The sequence below is a fragment of the Enterobacter sp. 18A13 genome, from assembly GCF_007035975.1.
Lineage (GTDB): Bacteria > Pseudomonadota > Gammaproteobacteria > Enterobacterales > Enterobacteriaceae > Enterobacter > Enterobacter vonholyi.
The window spans coordinates 1,124,736-1,141,602 of record NZ_AP019634.1; the positions used below are offsets into that span (position 1 = coordinate 1,124,736).

At 57.6% G+C, this 16,867-nt stretch carries 14 protein-coding genes and 1 other annotated feature; of the genes, 10 read left to right on the forward strand and 4 right to left on the reverse strand.

Translation table 11 applies throughout. The annotated features are described in order from the left end of the window. Positions 1 to 39: 39 nt before the first annotated feature. Positions 40 to 3,387 carry a mechanosensitive channel MscK gene (gene mscK, locus FOY93_RS05500; protein ID WP_136195273.1) on the forward strand — a complete coding sequence of 1,116 codons (3,348 nt, stop codon included), beginning with the start codon at positions 40 to 42 and terminating at the stop codon, positions 3,385 to 3,387. A 1-nt stretch (position 3,388) separates the two neighbouring features. Here mscK and rsmS read toward each other — a convergent pair whose 3' ends face one another. Next, positions 3,389 to 3,565, reverse strand: a complete 177-nt coding sequence (gene rsmS, locus FOY93_RS05505; protein WP_032644839.1) for a pleiotropic regulatory protein RsmS — start codon at positions 3,563 to 3,565, stop codon at positions 3,389 to 3,391. A 14-nt stretch (positions 3,566 to 3,579) separates the two neighbouring features. Continuing rightward, complete coding sequence (priC, locus tag FOY93_RS05510) at positions 3,580 to 4,107, reverse strand: primosomal replication protein N'' (RefSeq protein ID WP_143344771.1); 528 nt, start codon at positions 4,105 to 4,107, stop codon at positions 3,580 to 3,582. A 50-nt stretch (positions 4,108 to 4,157) separates the two neighbouring features. Between priC and FOY93_RS05515 the strand changes: the two genes are divergently transcribed. The 9 genes from FOY93_RS05515 (at position 4,158) to FOY93_RS05555 (ending at position 13,526) form a co-directional block, all read left to right on the forward strand. Then, positions 4,158 to 4,535 carry a DUF454 family protein gene (locus FOY93_RS05515; RefSeq protein WP_023310606.1) on the forward strand — a complete coding sequence of 126 codons (378 nt, stop codon included), beginning with the start codon at positions 4,158 to 4,160 and terminating at the stop codon, positions 4,533 to 4,535. Between the two features lie 150 nt (positions 4,536 to 4,685). Beyond that, on the forward strand, positions 4,686 to 5,237 hold the full coding sequence (apt, locus tag FOY93_RS05520; protein WP_000127359.1) for an adenine phosphoribosyltransferase: 552 nt from the start codon (positions 4,686 to 4,688) through the stop codon (positions 5,235 to 5,237). 88 nt (positions 5,238 to 5,325) lie between these two features. Continuing rightward, positions 5,326 to 7,254, forward strand: coding sequence for a DNA polymerase III subunit gamma/tau (gene dnaX, locus FOY93_RS05525; RefSeq protein WP_127729810.1), 1,929 nt, complete (start codon positions 5,326 to 5,328; stop codon positions 7,252 to 7,254). Further along, positions 6,584 to 6,648: a sequence feature (DnaX frameshifting element), on the forward strand. (Overlaps the previous gene by 65 nt.) 55 nt (positions 7,255 to 7,309) lie before the next feature. Beyond that, positions 7,310 to 7,642 (forward strand): YbaB/EbfC family nucleoid-associated protein, encoded by a 333-nt coding sequence (locus FOY93_RS05530; RefSeq protein ID WP_003858972.1) that lies wholly within the window; start codon positions 7,310 to 7,312, stop codon positions 7,640 to 7,642. Next, complete coding sequence (recR, locus tag FOY93_RS05535) at positions 7,642 to 8,247, forward strand: recombination mediator RecR (protein WP_008499298.1); 606 nt, start codon at positions 7,642 to 7,644, stop codon at positions 8,245 to 8,247. The genes FOY93_RS05530 and recR overlap by 1 nt, the downstream gene beginning before the upstream one ends. Before the next feature lie 110 nt (positions 8,248 to 8,357). Next, positions 8,358 to 10,232 (forward strand): molecular chaperone HtpG, encoded by a 1,875-nt coding sequence (gene htpG, locus FOY93_RS05540; protein WP_136195275.1) that lies wholly within the window; start codon positions 8,358 to 8,360, stop codon positions 10,230 to 10,232. 195 nt (positions 10,233 to 10,427) lie between these two features. Beyond that, positions 10,428 to 11,072: an adenylate kinase gene (gene adk / locus FOY93_RS05545; protein WP_143344772.1), complete on the forward strand. Its 645-nt coding sequence runs from the start codon at positions 10,428 to 10,430 to the stop codon at positions 11,070 to 11,072. 124 nt (positions 11,073 to 11,196) lie between these two features. After that, positions 11,197 to 12,159, forward strand: a complete 963-nt coding sequence (hemH, locus tag FOY93_RS05550; RefSeq protein WP_136195276.1) for a ferrochelatase — start codon at positions 11,197 to 11,199, stop codon at positions 12,157 to 12,159. Between the two features lie 62 nt (positions 12,160 to 12,221). Then, complete coding sequence (locus FOY93_RS05555) at positions 12,222 to 13,526, forward strand: inosine/guanosine kinase (protein ID WP_143344773.1); 1,305 nt, start codon at positions 12,222 to 12,224, stop codon at positions 13,524 to 13,526. Positions 13,527 to 13,618: 92 nt separating this feature from the next. Here FOY93_RS05555 and ybaL read toward each other — a convergent pair whose 3' ends face one another. Further along, a complete protein-coding gene (gene ybaL / locus FOY93_RS05560; protein WP_143344774.1) occupies positions 13,619 to 15,295 on the reverse strand; it encodes a YbaL family putative K(+) efflux transporter in 1,677 nt (558 codons plus the stop codon). 230 nt (positions 15,296 to 15,525) lie between these two features. Then, positions 15,526 to 16,734 (reverse strand): MFS transporter, encoded by a 1,209-nt coding sequence (locus tag FOY93_RS05565; RefSeq protein ID WP_143344775.1) that lies wholly within the window; start codon positions 16,732 to 16,734, stop codon positions 15,526 to 15,528. Between the last annotated feature and the right edge of the window lie 133 nt (positions 16,735 to 16,867).

The following is a 16,867-nucleotide window of genomic DNA, read 5'->3' on the forward strand; positions in this document are numbered from 1 at the left end:
CGGACTATTTTCGGTCATCTTCTGACATCATTCACAACTATGCTGCCCATCAATCGCTCGCAACATCCTGTTTTTGCATTGCTCTTTGCGATGCTGTTTTTCTTCGCCACGGCGCCGCTGACCTGGGCCCGCGCCGATAACAGCAACGATATTCCCTCGCGCGGCGATGTTCAGTCGCAGCTCGACACGCTGAACAAACAAAAAGATCTCTCCCCTCAGGAGAAACTCGTCCAGCAGGATCTGACGGAAACGCTGGAAACGCTGGATAAAATTGAACGCATAAAAGCAGAAACCGTCCAGCTTCGCCAGAAGGTGGCGCAGGCACCTGAAAACATGCGTAAGGCCACCGAAGCGCTGAATGCCCTCAGCGATGTGGATAACGACGACGAGACGCGCAAGACGCTCTCGACGCTCTCCTTACGTCAGCTCGAGTCCCGCGTGGCTCAACTGCTCGACGACCTGCAAACCGCACAGTCGGATCTCGCAACGTATAACAGCCAGCTTGTCTCTCTGCAGACCCAGCCCGAGCGCGTGCAAAACGCGATGTACGCCGCGTCTCAGCAGCTGCAGCAAATCCGCAACCGCCTCAACGGCACGACGGTAGGCGAAGGCACGCTGCGCCCGACGCAGAATACCCTGCTGCTGGTGCAGCAGACGTTGCTCAATGCGCAAATCGAACAGCAGCGTAAAAGCCTGGAAGGGAATACGGTGCTGCAGGACACCCTGCAGAAACAGCGCGATTACGTCACCGCGAATATTAATCGCCTCGAACACCAGCTTCAGCTGCTGCAGGAAGCGGTTAACAGCAAGCGCCTGACGCTAACGGAAAAAACCGCCCAGGAGGCCGTATCGCCTGACGAAACCGCCCGCATTCAGGCGAATCCGCTGGTGAAACAGGAGCTCGAGGCCAACCACCAGCTTAGCCAGCGCCTGATACTGGCAACGGAAAACGGCAACTCGCTGGTTCAGCAAAATATCAAAGTGAAGAACTGGCTGGATCGCGCCCTGCAGGCTGAACGCAACATCAAAGAGCAGATCGCGGTCCTGAAGGGCAGCCTCCTGCTGTCGCGTATTCTCTACCAGCAGCAGCAGACGCTTCCGTCCGCCGACGAGCTGGAGGACATGACCAACCGCATTGCGGATTTACGTCTGGAACAGTTTGACGTCAACCAGCAGCGCGATGCCCTTTTTCAGAGCGATACCTTTGTCGCCAAAATTGAAGAGGGGCATTCCAGCGACGTGAACCCGGAAGTGCACGACGCGCTGCTCCAGGTTGTGGATATGCGTCGCGAACTGCTGGACCAGCTCAACAAACAGCTGGGCAACCAGCTGATGATGGCCATAAACCTGCAGATCAACCAGCAGCAGCTGGTGAGCGTCTCGAAAAGTCTACAGGAAATCCTGACCCAGCAGATTTTCTGGGTGAACAGCAACAAGCCGATGGACTGGGACTGGGTCAAATCCTTCCCTGAGACGCTGAAAACGCAGATCAAGAGCATGAAGATCACCGTAAACTGGGAGAAAGCCTGGCCTGCGGTAATGATTGCTTTCCTGGCCGGTTTACCGCTGCTGCTGATTGCCGGCCTGATCCGCTGGCGTCTGGGCTGGCTGAAAAAATACCAGGCGAAGCTGGCCTCCGAAGTAGGACAGCTGCGCAACGATAGCCAGCTCCATACGCCAAAAGCGATTCTGATCGATCTCATCCGCGCCCTGCCGGTGTGTCTGATTATTCTGGCCGTGGGCCTGATTCTGCTCACCATGCAGCTCAACGTCAGCGATCTGCTGTGGGCGTTCAGTAAAAAACTGGCGCTGTTCTGGCTGGTGTTTGGCGTGTGCTGGAAGGTGCTGGAAAAAGACGGCGTGGCGGTGCGTCATTTCAACATGCCTGCGCAGCTGACCAGCCACTGGCGTCGGCAGATTGTGCGCATCAGCCTCGCGCTTCTGCCGCTGCACTTCTGGTCGGTTGTCTCTGAACTTTCCCCGCTGCATCTGATGGATGATGTGCTGGGCCAGCTGGTGATCCTGCTGAACCTGCTGCTGATTGCGATCCTGATGTGGCCGATGTGCCGTGACAGCTGGCGTGATAAAGAGTCCCACAATATTCGCCTGGTCACCGTGACGGTGCTGGCGATCATTCCGCTGGCGCTGATGGTGCTGACGGCAACGGGCTACTTCTATACCACGCTGCGCCTGTCCGGGCGCTGGATTGAAACGGTCTATCTGGTGATCGTCTGGAACCTGCTTTATCAGACCGTGCTGCGCGGCCTGAGCGTGGCGGCCCGCCGCATTGCCTATCGCCGCGCCATCGCGCGTCGTCAGCATCAGGTGAAAGAGGGGGCGGAAGGCGCGGAGCCACAGGAAGAGCCGACCATCGCGCTGGAGCAGGTTAACCAGCAGACGCTGCGTATTACCATGCTGGTGATGATCGCCCTGTTTGCCGTGATGTTCTGGGCTATCTGGTCCGATCTTATTACCGTTTTCGCCTATCTCGACAGTATTACCCTCTGGCAATACAACGGTACCGAAGCGGGCGCTGCGGTCATGAAAAGCGTGACCATGGGCAGCCTGCTGTTTGCGCTGGTGTCGTCGGTGGTCGCCTGGGCTCTGATCCGCAACCTGCCAGGCCTGCTTGAAGTGCTGCTCCTGTCACGTCTGAATCTCCGCCAGGGGGCGTCCTACGCCATTACCACGATCCTCAACTACGTGATCATTATTGTTGGGGCGATGACGGTCTTTGGCTCGCTTGGCGTCTCGTGGGATAAACTGCAGTGGCTGGCGGCCGCCCTCTCGGTCGGTCTTGGTTTTGGCCTGCAGGAGATCTTCGGTAACTTCGTGTCCGGCCTGATCATTCTGTTTGAACGTCCGGTACGTATCGGCGATACCGTCACCATCGGCACGTTCTCGGGAACGGTCAGCAAGATCCGCATTCGTGCGACCACCATCACCGACTTCGATCGCAAAGAGGTGATCATCCCGAACAAAGCGTTCGTGACCGAGCGTCTGATCAACTGGTCGCTCTCGGATACGGTGACGCGCGTGGTGATCCGCCTGGGCGTGGCCTATGGATCGGATCTGGATAAGGTGAAAGAGGTGCTGCTGAAGGCGGCGTCTGAACATCCGAAAGTGATGCACGATCCGGCTCCGGCGGTCTTCTTCACCACCTTTGGGCCGAGTACGCTGGATCACGAGCTGCGTTTATACGTGCGTGAACTGCGCGACCGCAGCTACACGGTGGATGAGCTTAATCGCTCTATCGATCGTCTGTGTCGTGAAAACGATATTAATATCGCCTTCAACCAGCTTGAGGTTCACCTGCGTAACGAGAAAGGTGATGAGCATACGGAAGTGAAGCGCGACATTAAGGGCGACGACCCGACTCCGGCTTAATCTATTTTCCCTCTCCCACAGGGAGAGGGTTAGGGTGAGGGGGAAGTTTCCCCTCAAAATCCCGCCGTACAATCTCAAGTGCCTTAAGCACCGTCCCGGCGGGGATCTCATGATTCTCCAGCAGCATAATCAAATCGACGGCCAGCTTGACCTCATCGGGTGCATTTTCCAGTGACATGGGTGTGGCTCCTGTTAACGGGTCAAACGTTCAATGACGCGCTCAATTTCATCCAGCGCCTGACGGCAGCGGACGATGCGTCCTTCCAGCGCGCTAATCTCGCGCATCAATAGCTGCTGCTCTTCCAGCGTTTCGCTGTTGTTCAGCCGCGTCTCGCGCTCGCGCTTCATTTCAAACAGCCGGCGCTCAAACTCCTGGTTTTCCAGCCGCTTGCGCTGCCATTTACCGAGCCCCGGCGAGGCGCTGTCCCAGGCGCGCAGCGGCCAGGCGGCGATTTCGCGATGCAGAGCGGTGATCTGCTCTGTGAGATGCTCCGCAAGCCACGCCAACTGTTCCTGCTGTTCACTCTCAACCGCATGGCGAAGCTCGTCGAGGTTGGTCTGCGTTTCTGCCAGATAATCCTGAATGACGGTGCTGCGGGTACGAAAAAGCTTCCGGTCAAAGCGCGGTTTCAGCGTGGCGTGGCCCATCAGCGGTGTAGCCTGCTCCCGCAGAGCAATGAGCTGATTTTGCAGCCTCTCAAGAAGCAGTGCTGTTTTCAAGGCGCTCTCCAGTGGTAAAGTAGCCGTTCAGTTTGATAACGATTCGCATTATGAAGCGTACTATTTTAATCATCATTGGCTGGCTCGCGGTAGTGCTTGGCACGCTGGGCGTGTTTTTACCCTTGCTGCCGACCACGCCGTTTATCCTGCTGGCGGCCTGGTGCTTCGCCCGCTCGTCGCCGCGTTTTCACCACTGGCTGCTCTATCGCTCATGGTTTGGCGGCTATCTGCGGCACTGGCAAAAACACCGGGCCATGCCGCCCGGCGCGAAGCCCCGCGCGATCGTGATGATCCTCATCACCTTCGCTATTTCACTATGGCTGGTGAAAATGATGTGGGTACGTATTCTTCTGCTGGCGATCCTCTCCTGCCTGCTTATCTTCATGTGGCGGATCCCCGTGGTTGATGAAAAGCAACAAAAGCACTGAAGCCTCATCATGGCTGTTGCAATTATCACGCGCAGCCAGTAAATTCGACCGTTTTCGAGCACAGGTGCGCCTGGTCAAAGGTTAAACAATTGTTGCCTTGGCCGACTCGTTGCGCGCTGTGAGTAACACTGTTTCATTTAGGCAAAACCGATGACCGCAACTGCACAGCAGCTTGAATATCTGAAAAACAGCATCAAAAGCATCCAGGACTATCCAAAGCCTGGCATTCTTTTCCGTGATGTCACCAGCTTGCTGGAAGACCCGAAAGCGTACGCGCTCAGCATTGAACTGCTGGTCGAGCGTTATAAAAACGCCGGGATCACCAAAGTAGTAGGTACCGAAGCCCGTGGCTTCCTGTTTGGCGCACCGGTTGCGCTGGCAATGGGCGTGGGTTTTGTGCCGGTGCGTAAGCCGCGCAAGCTGCCGCGTGAAACCATCGCAGAAAGCTACGAGCTGGAGTACGGCACCGATCAGCTGGAGATCCACGTTGATGCGATCAAGCCTGGCGACAAGGTGCTGGTGGTCGACGATCTGCTGGCAACCGGCGGTACCATTGAAGCGACCGTGAAGCTGATCCGTCGTCTGGGTGGGGAAGTGACCGACGCGGCCTTCATCATCAACCTGTTCGATCTCGGCGGTGAACAGCGCCTGGAAAAACAGGGCATCACCAGCTACAGCCTGGTGCCTTTCCCGGGTCATTAATCCCGGTTTTCACAACCTCGCTCAATGGGTGAGGTTGTGATAGCATTCCCCTCCATAAATTCACCTTCCAGCGTTGCAGAGCCTGCCCATGAGTTATCAGGTGTTAGCCCGTAAATGGCGACCACAAACCTTTGCTGACGTTGTCGGTCAGGAACATGTGCTGACGGCCCTGGCGAACGGCTTGTCGCTAGGTCGCATCCATCACGCCTATCTTTTTTCCGGCACCCGCGGCGTCGGTAAGACCTCTATTGCCCGTTTGCTGGCAAAAGGTCTCAACTGCGAAACCGGGATCACCGCCACGCCGTGCGGCGTGTGTGATAACTGCCGCGAGATCGAGCAGGGGCGTTTTGTCGATCTGATCGAGATCGACGCCGCCTCGCGCACCAAAGTGGAAGATACCCGCGATCTGCTCGATAACGTGCAGTACGCCCCGGCGCGCGGCCGCTTCAAGGTCTACCTGATCGATGAAGTGCACATGCTGTCGCGCCACAGCTTTAACGCCCTGCTGAAAACGCTGGAAGAGCCGCCCGCGCACGTGAAGTTCCTGCTGGCGACCACCGATCCGCAAAAGCTGCCTGTCACCATCCTGTCGCGCTGCCTGCAGTTCCACCTGAAGGCGCTGGACGTTGAGCAGATCCGCGCGCAGCTTGAGCACATTCTTGATGAAGAGAAAATTGTCCACGAACCGCGCGCCCTGCAGCTGCTGGCCCGCGCGGCGGACGGCAGCCTGCGTGATGCGCTCAGCCTGACCGACCAGGCGATTGCCAGCGGTGACGGCAAGCTCTCCACCGAGGCGGTCAGCACCATGCTCGGCACGCTGGATGACGATCAGGCGCTGTCGCTTATCGAAGCGATGATCGCCGCCAACGGCGAACGCGTGATGTCGCTGGTGAATGCCGCCGCTGCCCGGGGTATTGAATGGGAAGGACTGCTGGTTGAGATGCTCAGCCTGCTGCACCGCGTGGCGATGCTGCAGCTTTCTCCGTCCGCCATCGGTGCGGATATGGCTACCATTGAACAGCGGATGCGTGAGCTCGCGCGCACCGTGCCGCCTGCCGACGTGCAGCTGTATTACCAGACGCTGCTGATTGGCCGCAAAGAGTTACCGTTCGCGCCGGACCCGAGGATGGGCGTTGAAATGACGCTGCTGCGCGCGCTGGCGTTTCATCCGCGTATGCCATTGCCGGAGCCGGAAGTGCCGCGGCAGTCTTTCGCGCCGGTCGCCCCTACGGCGGTGATGTCGCCGCAGCAGGTCCCACCGCAGACGACACCGCCGCCGCAGCAAAACGTGCCGCTGTCGGATGCCACCAGTTCGGTGCTTGCCGCACGCAGCCAGCTACAGCGTGCGCAAGGAGTAACCAAACCAAAAAAGAGTGAACCGGCAGCGCCAGGAAGAGCGCGGCCGGTGAACAACGCCGCGCTTGAACGACTGGCCTCGGTAACGGAGCGCGTACAGTCGCGTCCGGCACCGTCCTCGCTCGAGCAGAAAGCCCCGGTGAAAGAAGAGGCTTACCGCTGGAAGGCAACCACCATCACCGAAGCGGTGAAGGAAGAGGTCGCCACGCCGAAAGCGCTGAAAAAGGCGCTGGAGCATGAAAAAACGCCGGAGCTTTCCGCGAAGCTTGCCGAAGAGTCCATCGCGCGCGACGCCTGGGCCGCCGAGGTCAGTAAGCTCCAGCTGCCGAAGCTGGTCGAGCAGGTCGCGCTGAACGCCTGGAAAGAGCAGGACGGCAATCAGGTACGTCTGCACCTGCGTCCAGGCCAACGGCACCTCAATTCCCCTGGCGCGCAAAAGGCGCTGGCCGAGGCGCTCGCCGCATTACAGGGTGCGCCGGTTGAATTGACTATCATTGAAGATGATAATCCGGCAGTGAAAACGCCGCTCGAGTGGCGCCAGGCCATTTATGAAGAGAAGCTCGCGCAGGCGCGCGAGGCGATTATTGCGGATAACAACATTCAGACTCTGCGCCGTTTCTTCGACGCCGATCTGGATGAAGAGAGTATTCGCCCCATTTGATCGTGAGTCTGACTTACGGTTGTAATCCCTTAAATGTGAAAGAAGAGAGAAGCCTATGTTTGGTGGAAAAGGCGGTCTGGGTGGCCTGATGAAGCAGGCTCAGCAGATGCAGGAAAAAATGCAGAAGATGCAGGAAGAGATCGCTCAGCTGGAAGTCACGGGTGAGTCCGGAGCCGGTCTGGTCAAGGTGACCATCAACGGTGCGCACAACTGCCGTCGCGTTGAAATCGACCCGAGCCTGCTCGAAGACGACAAAGAGATGCTGGAAGATCTGGTTGCAGCCGCGTTTAACGATGCAGCTCGCCGTATCGACGAAACCCAGAAAGAGAAAATGGCCTCCGTTTCCAGCGGCATGCAGCTGCCGCCTGGCTTCAAGATGCCATTCTGATGCAAACCAGTCCGCTGCTCACGCAGTTAATGGAAGCACTGCGCTGCCTGCCGGGCGTTGGCCCGAAGTCGGCGCAGCGCATGGCGTTTACGCTATTGCAGCGCGACCGCAGCGGCGGGATGCGCCTGGCGCAGGCTTTAACCCGCGCCATGTCAGAAATTGGTCACTGTGCGGATTGCCGTACCTTTACCGAGCAGGACGTGTGTAACATCTGCACGAACCCGCGTCGTCAGGAAAACGGCCAGATTTGCGTGGTGGAGAGTCCGGCGGACATCTACGCCATCGAACAAACCGGGCAGTTTTCCGGGCGCTATTTCGTGCTGATGGGGCATCTCTCCCCGCTGGACGGTATTGGCCCGGACGATATCGGTCTTGACCGCCTTGAACAGCGTCTTGAGTCCGAAACGATCAAAGAGGTGATCCTCGCCACTAACCCCACGGTGGAAGGGGAGGCAACCGCCAACTACATCGCCGAGCTGTGCTCGCAGTATGGCGTTGACGCCAGCCGCATCGCCCACGGCGTGCCGGTCGGCGGCGAGCTGGAGATGGTGGACGGCACCACGCTGTCACACTCTCTGGCCGGGCGTCACAAGATTATTTTCTGACCAAACGGAGGCTGCGCGCGCGGCCTCCGCTTGAAAATTTCCCCCCGTATCCCCATCTCTCACTCAACGTTTTAAAACCCCATTAAATGGCATTGTTGAGGTCGACATAGATGAAAGGACAAGAAACCCGTGGTTTCCAGTCAGAAGTAAAACAGCTTCTGCATCTGATGATCCATTCCCTGTATTCCAACAAAGAAATTTTCCTGCGTGAGCTGATTTCCAACGCCTCGGATGCGGCGGACAAGCTGCGCTTCCGCGCGCTGTCTAACCCGGATCTGTACGAAGGCGACGGCGAGCTGCGCGTGCGCGTCTCGTTCAATAAAGAGAACCGCACCCTGACCATCGCTGATAACGGCATCGGGATGAACCGCGACGAGGTGATCGACCACCTCGGGACCATCGCGAAATCCGGCACTAAGGCGTTCCTGGAGTCCATGGGCTCAGACCAGGCGAAAGATAGCCAGCTGATCGGCCAGTTCGGCGTCGGTTTCTACTCGGCGTTCATCGTGGCGGATAAAGTCACCGTGCGCACCCGCGCGGCGGGCGACAGCGCTGAAAACGGCGTGCTGTGGGAATCCAAAGGGGAAGGCGAATACACCGTTGATGACATCACTAAAGCGGACCGCGGCACCGAAATCACCCTGCACCTGCGTGAAGGCGAAGATGATTTCCTGAACGACTGGCGCGTGCGCTCCATCATCAGCAAATATTCCGACCATATCGCCCTGCCGGTTGAGATTGAAAAACAGGAAGAGAAGGACGGTGAAACCATCGTTTCCTGGGAGAAAATCAATAAGGCGCAGGCGCTGTGGACGCGCAACAAGGCTGAAATTAAGGACGACGAGTACAACGAATTCTACAAGCACATCGCCCACGATTTTACCGACCCGCTGACCTGGAGCCACAACCGTGTGGAAGGCAAGCAGGAGTACACCAGCCTGCTGTACATCCCGGCACAGGCGCCGTGGGACATGTGGAACCGCGATCACAAGCACGGCCTGAAGCTGTACGTGCAGCGCGTCTTCATCATGGACGATGCCGAGCAGTTTATGCCGAACTACCTGCGCTTCGTGCGTGGTCTGATAGATTCCAACGACCTGCCGCTGAACGTCTCCCGTGAAATTCTGCAGGACAGCGCCGTCACCCGTAACCTGCGCAACGCCCTGACCAAACGTGCGCTGCAGATGCTGGAAAAACTGGCGAAAGACGATGCGGAAAAATATCAGACCTTCTGGAAACAGTTCGGTCTGGTGCTGAAAGAAGGCCCGGCTGAAGACATGGCGAACGTTGAAACCATCGCCAAACTGCTGCGCTTCGCCTCTACGCACACCGACTCCTCCGCTCAGACCGTGTCGCTGGAAGAGTACGTCTCCCGCATGAAAGAAGGGCAGGAGAAGATCTACTACATCACCGCCGACAGCTACGCCGCGGCGAAGAGCAGCCCGCACCTGGAGCTGCTGCGTAAGAAAGGCATCGAAGTGCTGCTGCTTTCCGACCGCATCGACGAGTGGATGATGAACTACCTGACCGAGTTCGACGGTAAGGCGTTCCAGTCCGTTGCCAAAGCCGATGAGTCCATCGACAAGCTGGCAGATGAAGTGGATGAAAATGCGAAAGAAGCCGAGAAGGCGCTGGAGCCGTTCGTTGAGCGCGTGAAAACCTTGCTGGGCGACCGCGTGAAAGAGGTGCGTTTCACTCACCGTCTGACCGACACCCCGGCCATCGTCACGACCGATGCCGACGAAATGAGCACCCAGATGGCGAAGCTGTTCGCGGCGGCGGGCCAGGCGGTACCGGAAGTGAAATATATCTTTGAGCTTAATCCGGATCATCCGCTGGTGAAACGCGCGGCGGATACCCAGGACGACGCCCGCTTTGCCGAGTGGGTTGAACTCCTGCTGGATCAGTCCCTGCTGGCCGAACGCGGCACGCTGGAAGATCCTAACCTGTTCATTAAACGTGTGAATGCGCTGCTGCTGGCGTAACTGACCACGCCTCCCCTGGTCTTCTCCCTCTCCCTGTGGGAGTGGGCCGGGGTGAGGGCACCAGACCGCACTATCCCAAATTATCTCCCCCCATTAACCGTTTCAGCCTTCCTGCCTTCCTTGAGCGATGCCCGTTCTGGTGGTATTGTTTAGCGCTTTTGAAAAATTGAAACGACTTTTGAGGGGATTTTCGCAATGCGTATTATTCTGCTTGGCGCTCCGGGCGCGGGTAAAGGAACTCAGGCTCAGTTCATCATGGAGAAATACGGTATTCCGCAAATCTCCACCGGTGATATGCTGCGCGCCGCTGTTAAATCTGGCTCCGAGCTGGGTAAACAGGCGAAAGACATCATGGACGCAGGCAAGCTGGTGACCGACGAGCTGGTGATTGCTCTGGTTAAAGAGCGCATTGCTCAGGAAGACTGCCGCAACGGCTTCCTGCTGGACGGCTTCCCACGCACCATTCCTCAGGCTGACGCCATGAAAGAAGCGGGCATCAACGTGGACTTCGTTCTGGAGTTCGACGTACCGGACGAGCTGATCGTTGACCGTATCGTTGGCCGTCGCGTACACGCTGCTTCTGGCCGCGTTTACCACATCAAATTCAACCCGCCTAAGGTTGAAGGCAAAGACGACGTGACTGGCGAAGAGCTGACCACCCGTAAAGACGATCAGGAAGAGACCGTGCGTAAACGCCTGGTGGAATACCATCAGATGACCGCGCCGCTGATCGGCTACTACACCAAAGAAGCGCAGGCGGGTAACACCAAATACGCCAAAGTTGACGGCACCAAAGCCGTGGCTGACGTACGTGCAGAGCTGGAAAAAATCCTCGGCTAATCGCGCGCCTCTCACCCGGTCTCCCGGGTGAGAAATATTCTCATCTTACCTATTACAGCAATGGGTTTCGTTTAAACGCATTTCCGCTACAATTGACAACCTATCAAATGGTTAAGAGGCGTGAATGAGTCAGGCGAAAACCGGCATCCTGCTTGCCAATCTGGGCACTCCAGAAGCACCTACATCAGACGCGGTAAAACGCTACCTGCGACAATTTTTAAGCGACACGCGCGTCGTGGATTTCCCCAGACTGCTGTGGTGGCCGCTGCTGCGTGGCGTCATTCTGCCGATTCGTTCTCCGCGCGTCGCCAAACTTTATCAGTCCGTCTGGATGGAAGAGGGCTCGCCTCTGATGGTCTACAGCCGTCGCCAGGAAAAAGCGCTGGCCGCCCGCCTGCCGGATATGCCCGTCGCGCTTGGCATGAGCTACGGAAAACCGTCCCTCGAAAGCGCGGTGGAATCACTGCTGGCGCAGGGCGTGGACCATATCGTCGTGCTGGCGCTCTACCCGCAGTACTCCTGCTCGACCGTGGCCGCCGTCTGGGACGAGCTGGCCCGCATTCTGGCGACCCGCCGCCGCATTCCGGGCGTGACCTTTATTCGCGACTACGCGGATAACGATCTCTACATCAAGGCGCTTGCCAACAGCGCGCGCGCGTCGTTTGAAAAGCACGGCGAGCCTGATCTGCTGCTGCTCTCCTATCACGGGATCCCGCAGCGCTTCGCCAATGAAGGGGATGATTACCCGCAGCGCTGCCGCGATACCACGCGCGAACTGGTCTCCGCCCTTGGCCTGCCGCCTGAGAAGGTGATGATGACTTTCCAGTCGCGCTTCGGCCGCGAGCCGTGGCTGACGCCGTACACCGATGAAACCCTCAAAATGCTCGGCGAGAAGGGCGTGAAGCATATTCAGGTGATGTCGCCGGGCTTCTCGGCCGACTGTCTGGAAACGCTGGAGGAGATTGCGGTGCAAAACCGGGAATTTTTCCTGGAGGCTGGTGGCGAAAAGTACGAGTACATTCCGGCGCTTAACGACTCGCCTGAGCACATCGACATGATGGTCTCGCTGGTAACGAACGGTCGCTAATCGCACTTCGGGCCGGGTTTGTGCTACCATTCCCGGCCCATATTCTTCGTACAGTTCAGACCATGAAATTTCCCGGTAAACGCAAATCCAAACACTACTTCCCCGTCGATGCCCGCGATCCGCTCCTGCAGCAAATCCAGCCAGAAAATGAAACCAGCGCGGCCTGGGTCGTCGGTATCGACCAGACGCTGGTGGACATTGAAGCGAAAGTGGATGATGCGTTTGTCGCCCGTTATGGTCTGAGTGCCGGCCACTCGCTGGTCATTGAAGACGACGTTGCCGAAGCCTTGTATCAGGAGCTGGTGCGCGAACACCTGATTACCCACCAGTTCGCCGGCGGTACCATCGGCAATACCATGCACAACTACTCCGTGCTGGCAGACGACCGTTCGGTGCTGCTCGGCGTGATGTGCAGCAACATTGAAATCGGCGGCTATGCCTACCGCTATCTCTGCAACACCTCCAGCCGCACCGATTTGAACTACCTGCAGGGCGTCGACGGCCCGATTGGCCGCTGCTTTACCCTGATCGGTGAATCCGGCGAGCGCACCTTTGCCATCAGCCCGGGTCATATGAACAAGCTGCGCGCCGAGAGTATTCCGGAAGAGGTGATTGCGGGGGCCTCGGCGCTGGTGCTGACTTCCTATCTGGTGCGCTGTAAGCCGGGCGAGCCGATGCCGGAAGCGACCATGAAGGCGATTGAGTACGCGAAGAAGTACGACGTGCCGGTCGTTCTGACGCTGGGTACTAAATTCGTTATCGCCGATAATCCTGAATGGTGGCAGGCGTTCCTGAAAGAGCACGTCTCGATTCTGGCGATGAACGAAGAAGAGGCCGAAGCGCTGACCGGCGAAAGCGATCCGCTGCTGGCGTCTGACAAAGCGCTGGACTGGGTGGATCTGGTGCTCTGCACCGCGGGCCCGGTTGGGCTGTATATGGCAGGCTTCACGGAAGAAGAGAGCAAACGCAAAACCCAGCACCCGCTGCTGCCCGGCGCGATTGCCGAGTTTAACCAGTACGAGTTCAGCCGCGGCATGCGTTATAAAGATTGCATTAACCCGCTGCGCATCTACTCGCACATCGCCCCTTACATGGGCGGACCGGAGAAGATCATGAACACCAACGGTGCGGGCGACGGTGCGCTGGCCGCGCTGCTGCACGACATTACCGCCAATGCCTACCACAAAACCAACGTGCCGAATTCCAGCAAGCATAAGTTCAGCTGGCTGACCTATTCGTCGCTGGCGCAGGTATGCAAGTACGCCAACCGCGTAAGCTATCAGGTGCTGAACCAGCACTCACCGCGCTTAACGCGTGGCCTGCCTGAACGGGAAGACAGCCTCGAAGAGGCTTATTGGGACAGGTAAAATCAAAACGGCAACCCAGGTTGCCGTTTTTAGTGTTTATTCCCTCTCCCTGTGGGAGAGGGCAAGGGTGAGGGGACCAGATCGCACCAAACTTACCCCGTCACCGCCTCTTCAACCGGTGGTTTCTCCAGCAGCGTCAGCATGGTGTTAGCAATCTCGCGCTCGCCCATCACCACTTTATCTGCACCGCGCTCGGTAATGTACTCCACCTCGTCGTCATAGTGCGCCCGGGCGATAATCTCAATCGTTGGGCACTTCGCGCGCGCGGAGGCCACAATCTCACCCGCTTCATAGCCGTTGGGTATGGTCAGCAGCAGCCAGCGGGCGCAGTCCAGATGCGCCAGATTCATGATCTCTTCGTTCGCCGCGTTGCCCAGTACCGCACGAATACCGCGCTCGCGAAGCTCGTCGACGCGGGTGCGTGAGGTTTCAATCACCACCAGCGGAATGCCCTGCGCCATCAGCTTCTCGCCGAGGAGGCTGCCCACGCGGCCAAAGCCGACCAGCAGGGCATGATTGCAAATATCAACCGGGATCTGCTTCTCTTCTTCAATGGCTTCTTCAAGCGTCTGCTCTTCCAGCGTTTCGGTTTTATCGAGGTATTTTTCCAGCAGGGCAAACAGCACCGGGTTCAGCATAATCGACAGGATCGCCCCCGCCAGCACCAGGTTTTGTCCCGCCTGCGGCAGCAGGTTCAGGGCCATGCCCAGACCGGCCAGAATAAAGGCGAACTCACCGATCTGCGCCAGGCTGGCGGCAATGGTCAGCGCCGTCCGCGGGGAGTGGCCAAACATCCGCACCAGGAAGAAGGCGGCAAGCGACTTACCAAAAATAATGATCGCCAGCGTGCCCAGCACGGCCAGCGGCTGCTGGATCAGCACCAGCGGATCGAACAGCATCCCGACGGAGACGAAGAACAGCACGGCAAAGGCGTCGCGCAGCGGCAGGGTGTCGTGTGCGGCGCGGTGGCTCAGCTCGGATTCGTTCAGCACCATCCCGGCAAAGAACGCGCCCAGCGCGAAGGAGACGTCAAACAGCTCAACGGCGCCAAAGGCGATACCGAGCGCCAGCGCCAGCACGGAGAGGGTAAACAGCTCGCGGGATCCGGTAGCCGCGCTGCGGGACATGATCCACGGCACCAGACGGCGACCCACCAGCATCATGATGGCGATAAACGCCACCACCTTCCCGATGGTGATGCTCATATCCAGCGCCAGCGAGGCGAAGCCGATATTGTCTTTTTCCATCATGCCGGCGACGGCGGGCAGCAGCACCAGCGTCAGGACCATCACCAGATCTTCCACAATCAGCCAGCCTATCGCGATCTGCCCGCGCTGGCTGTCTATCAGCTGTCTCTCCTCAAGCGCGCGCAGCAGCACCACGGTACTGGCGGTTGAGAGACACAGCCCAAATACGATGCCGGTCATCAGCGACCAGCCCAGCACGGCCGAAAGCGCCATCCCAAGCAGCGTCGCCACCCCTATCTGGGCGATCGCTCCCGGTATGGCAATCGACTTTACCGCCATCAAATCCTTCAGGGAGAAGTGCAGGCCGACGCCGAACATCAGCAGAATCACGCCCAATTCCGCCAGCTCAGGGGCCAGTTTGGTATCCGCAACAAAACCTGGGGTAAATGGTCCCGCCAGCACACCTGCCAGCAGATAACCGACAAGAGGAGAAATACGCAGTTTATTGGCAATCATGCCGAGGATAAAAGCGAGCACAAGTCCACCAACAATGGTGGTGATAAGCGGTGTGGCGTGGTGCATTCCGTCTCCTTTCGTTGTGGGTGTTCCTTTTTGGTGAAAAACCAAAAAACCGAGTAATAGTTTATGACAATTTTTACCCTTATGTTTATGAATAATTGTTGAAGTTTGAATAAAACAGCAATACGCACGTAAAAAAGCGCATTTTGATAAATTCAGCGAGTGGAGAAAGAAGAAACCCTTATGGCATCAGGGTGTCAGGCAGCCAAAGTCAAACTTTGGCTGCCCGTAATTTACGCTTTGTGGCGGTTATCAGGCAGGAATATGGTCAACATCCCAAGAAGTGGCAGGAAAGCGCAGATTTTATAAACCAGGAAGATGCTGGTGTGATCCGCAATCATCCCTAAAACCGCTGCCCCAAGCCCCCCCATGCCGAAAGCGAAACCGAAAAACAGTCCGGAAACCATACCGATACGTCCGGGCAGCAGCTCCTGGGCATAGACCAGAATGGCGGAAAACGCGGAGGCGAGGATAAAACCAATAATCACGGTTAAAATGCCCGTCCATTCAAGACTGGCGTACGGCAAAATGAGGGTAAAGGGCGCCACGCCGAGGATAGAGCCCCAAATGACATATTTCCGCCCGATCTTATCACCCACGGGCCCGCCAATGACCGTACCGGCCGCAACGGCAAACAGGAAGGCAAAGAGGTGGATCTGCGCGTTTTGTACCGATAATCCGAATTTTTGCATCAGATAAAAGGTGTAATAGCTGCTGATGCTCGCCATATAGAAGTATTTCGAGAAAATCAGCACCAGCAGGACGGAAACCGCCAGGATAACCTTATTGCGCGGCAGGGGATTGATAACCTTCGCTTTAGGTTTTCCTTTATTCACGCGATGCTGAGCGGCATACCAGCGGCTAATCTGTGCCAGCACGATAATCGCCAGCAGCGCGGCCAGCACAAACCACGCCACGTTGCCTTTACCGTACGGGGCAATAATCACCGCGGCCAGCAGCGGGCCGAGAGAGCTACCAAAATTACCGCCCACCTGGAAAAGTGACTGCGCCAGGCCATGACGACCGCCGGACGCCATGCGCGCCACGCGGGAAGACTCCGGATGGAACACGGACGAGCCGGTGCCTACCAGCGCGGCGGCAATCAGCACGGCTTCAAAACTCCCGGCCATGGCCAGCAGCACCAGCCCGCTTAAGGTAAAGCACATGCCAACCGGCAGCGACCACGGCATCGGGTATTTATCCGTCCAGTAGCCCACCACCGGCTGCAGCAGCGAGGAAGCCAGCTGGAAGGTCAGGGTGATCATCCCGATCTGCACGAAGGTTAACGAAAATTCGGACTGCAGCAGCGGGTAAATTGCCAGAATCAACGACTGGATCATATCGTTGAGCAGGTGCGAGAGACTGATTGCGCCTAAGACTTTAAAGGAGGTGCGCGACGCCGGCGCGCCCGGAACGGGCTGAGTTGATTCACTGATTGCCATAGAGAGAAGTACCACGTCTTTAGTTATTAGAGGTGCAGGGTGTAATTATTATCCGACTAACATACCCGCCCGGGACATTTGAAGAAAGTCGCAATTCTGAAAACTTATTTGTCTATTCTTATTAGTCACTGTA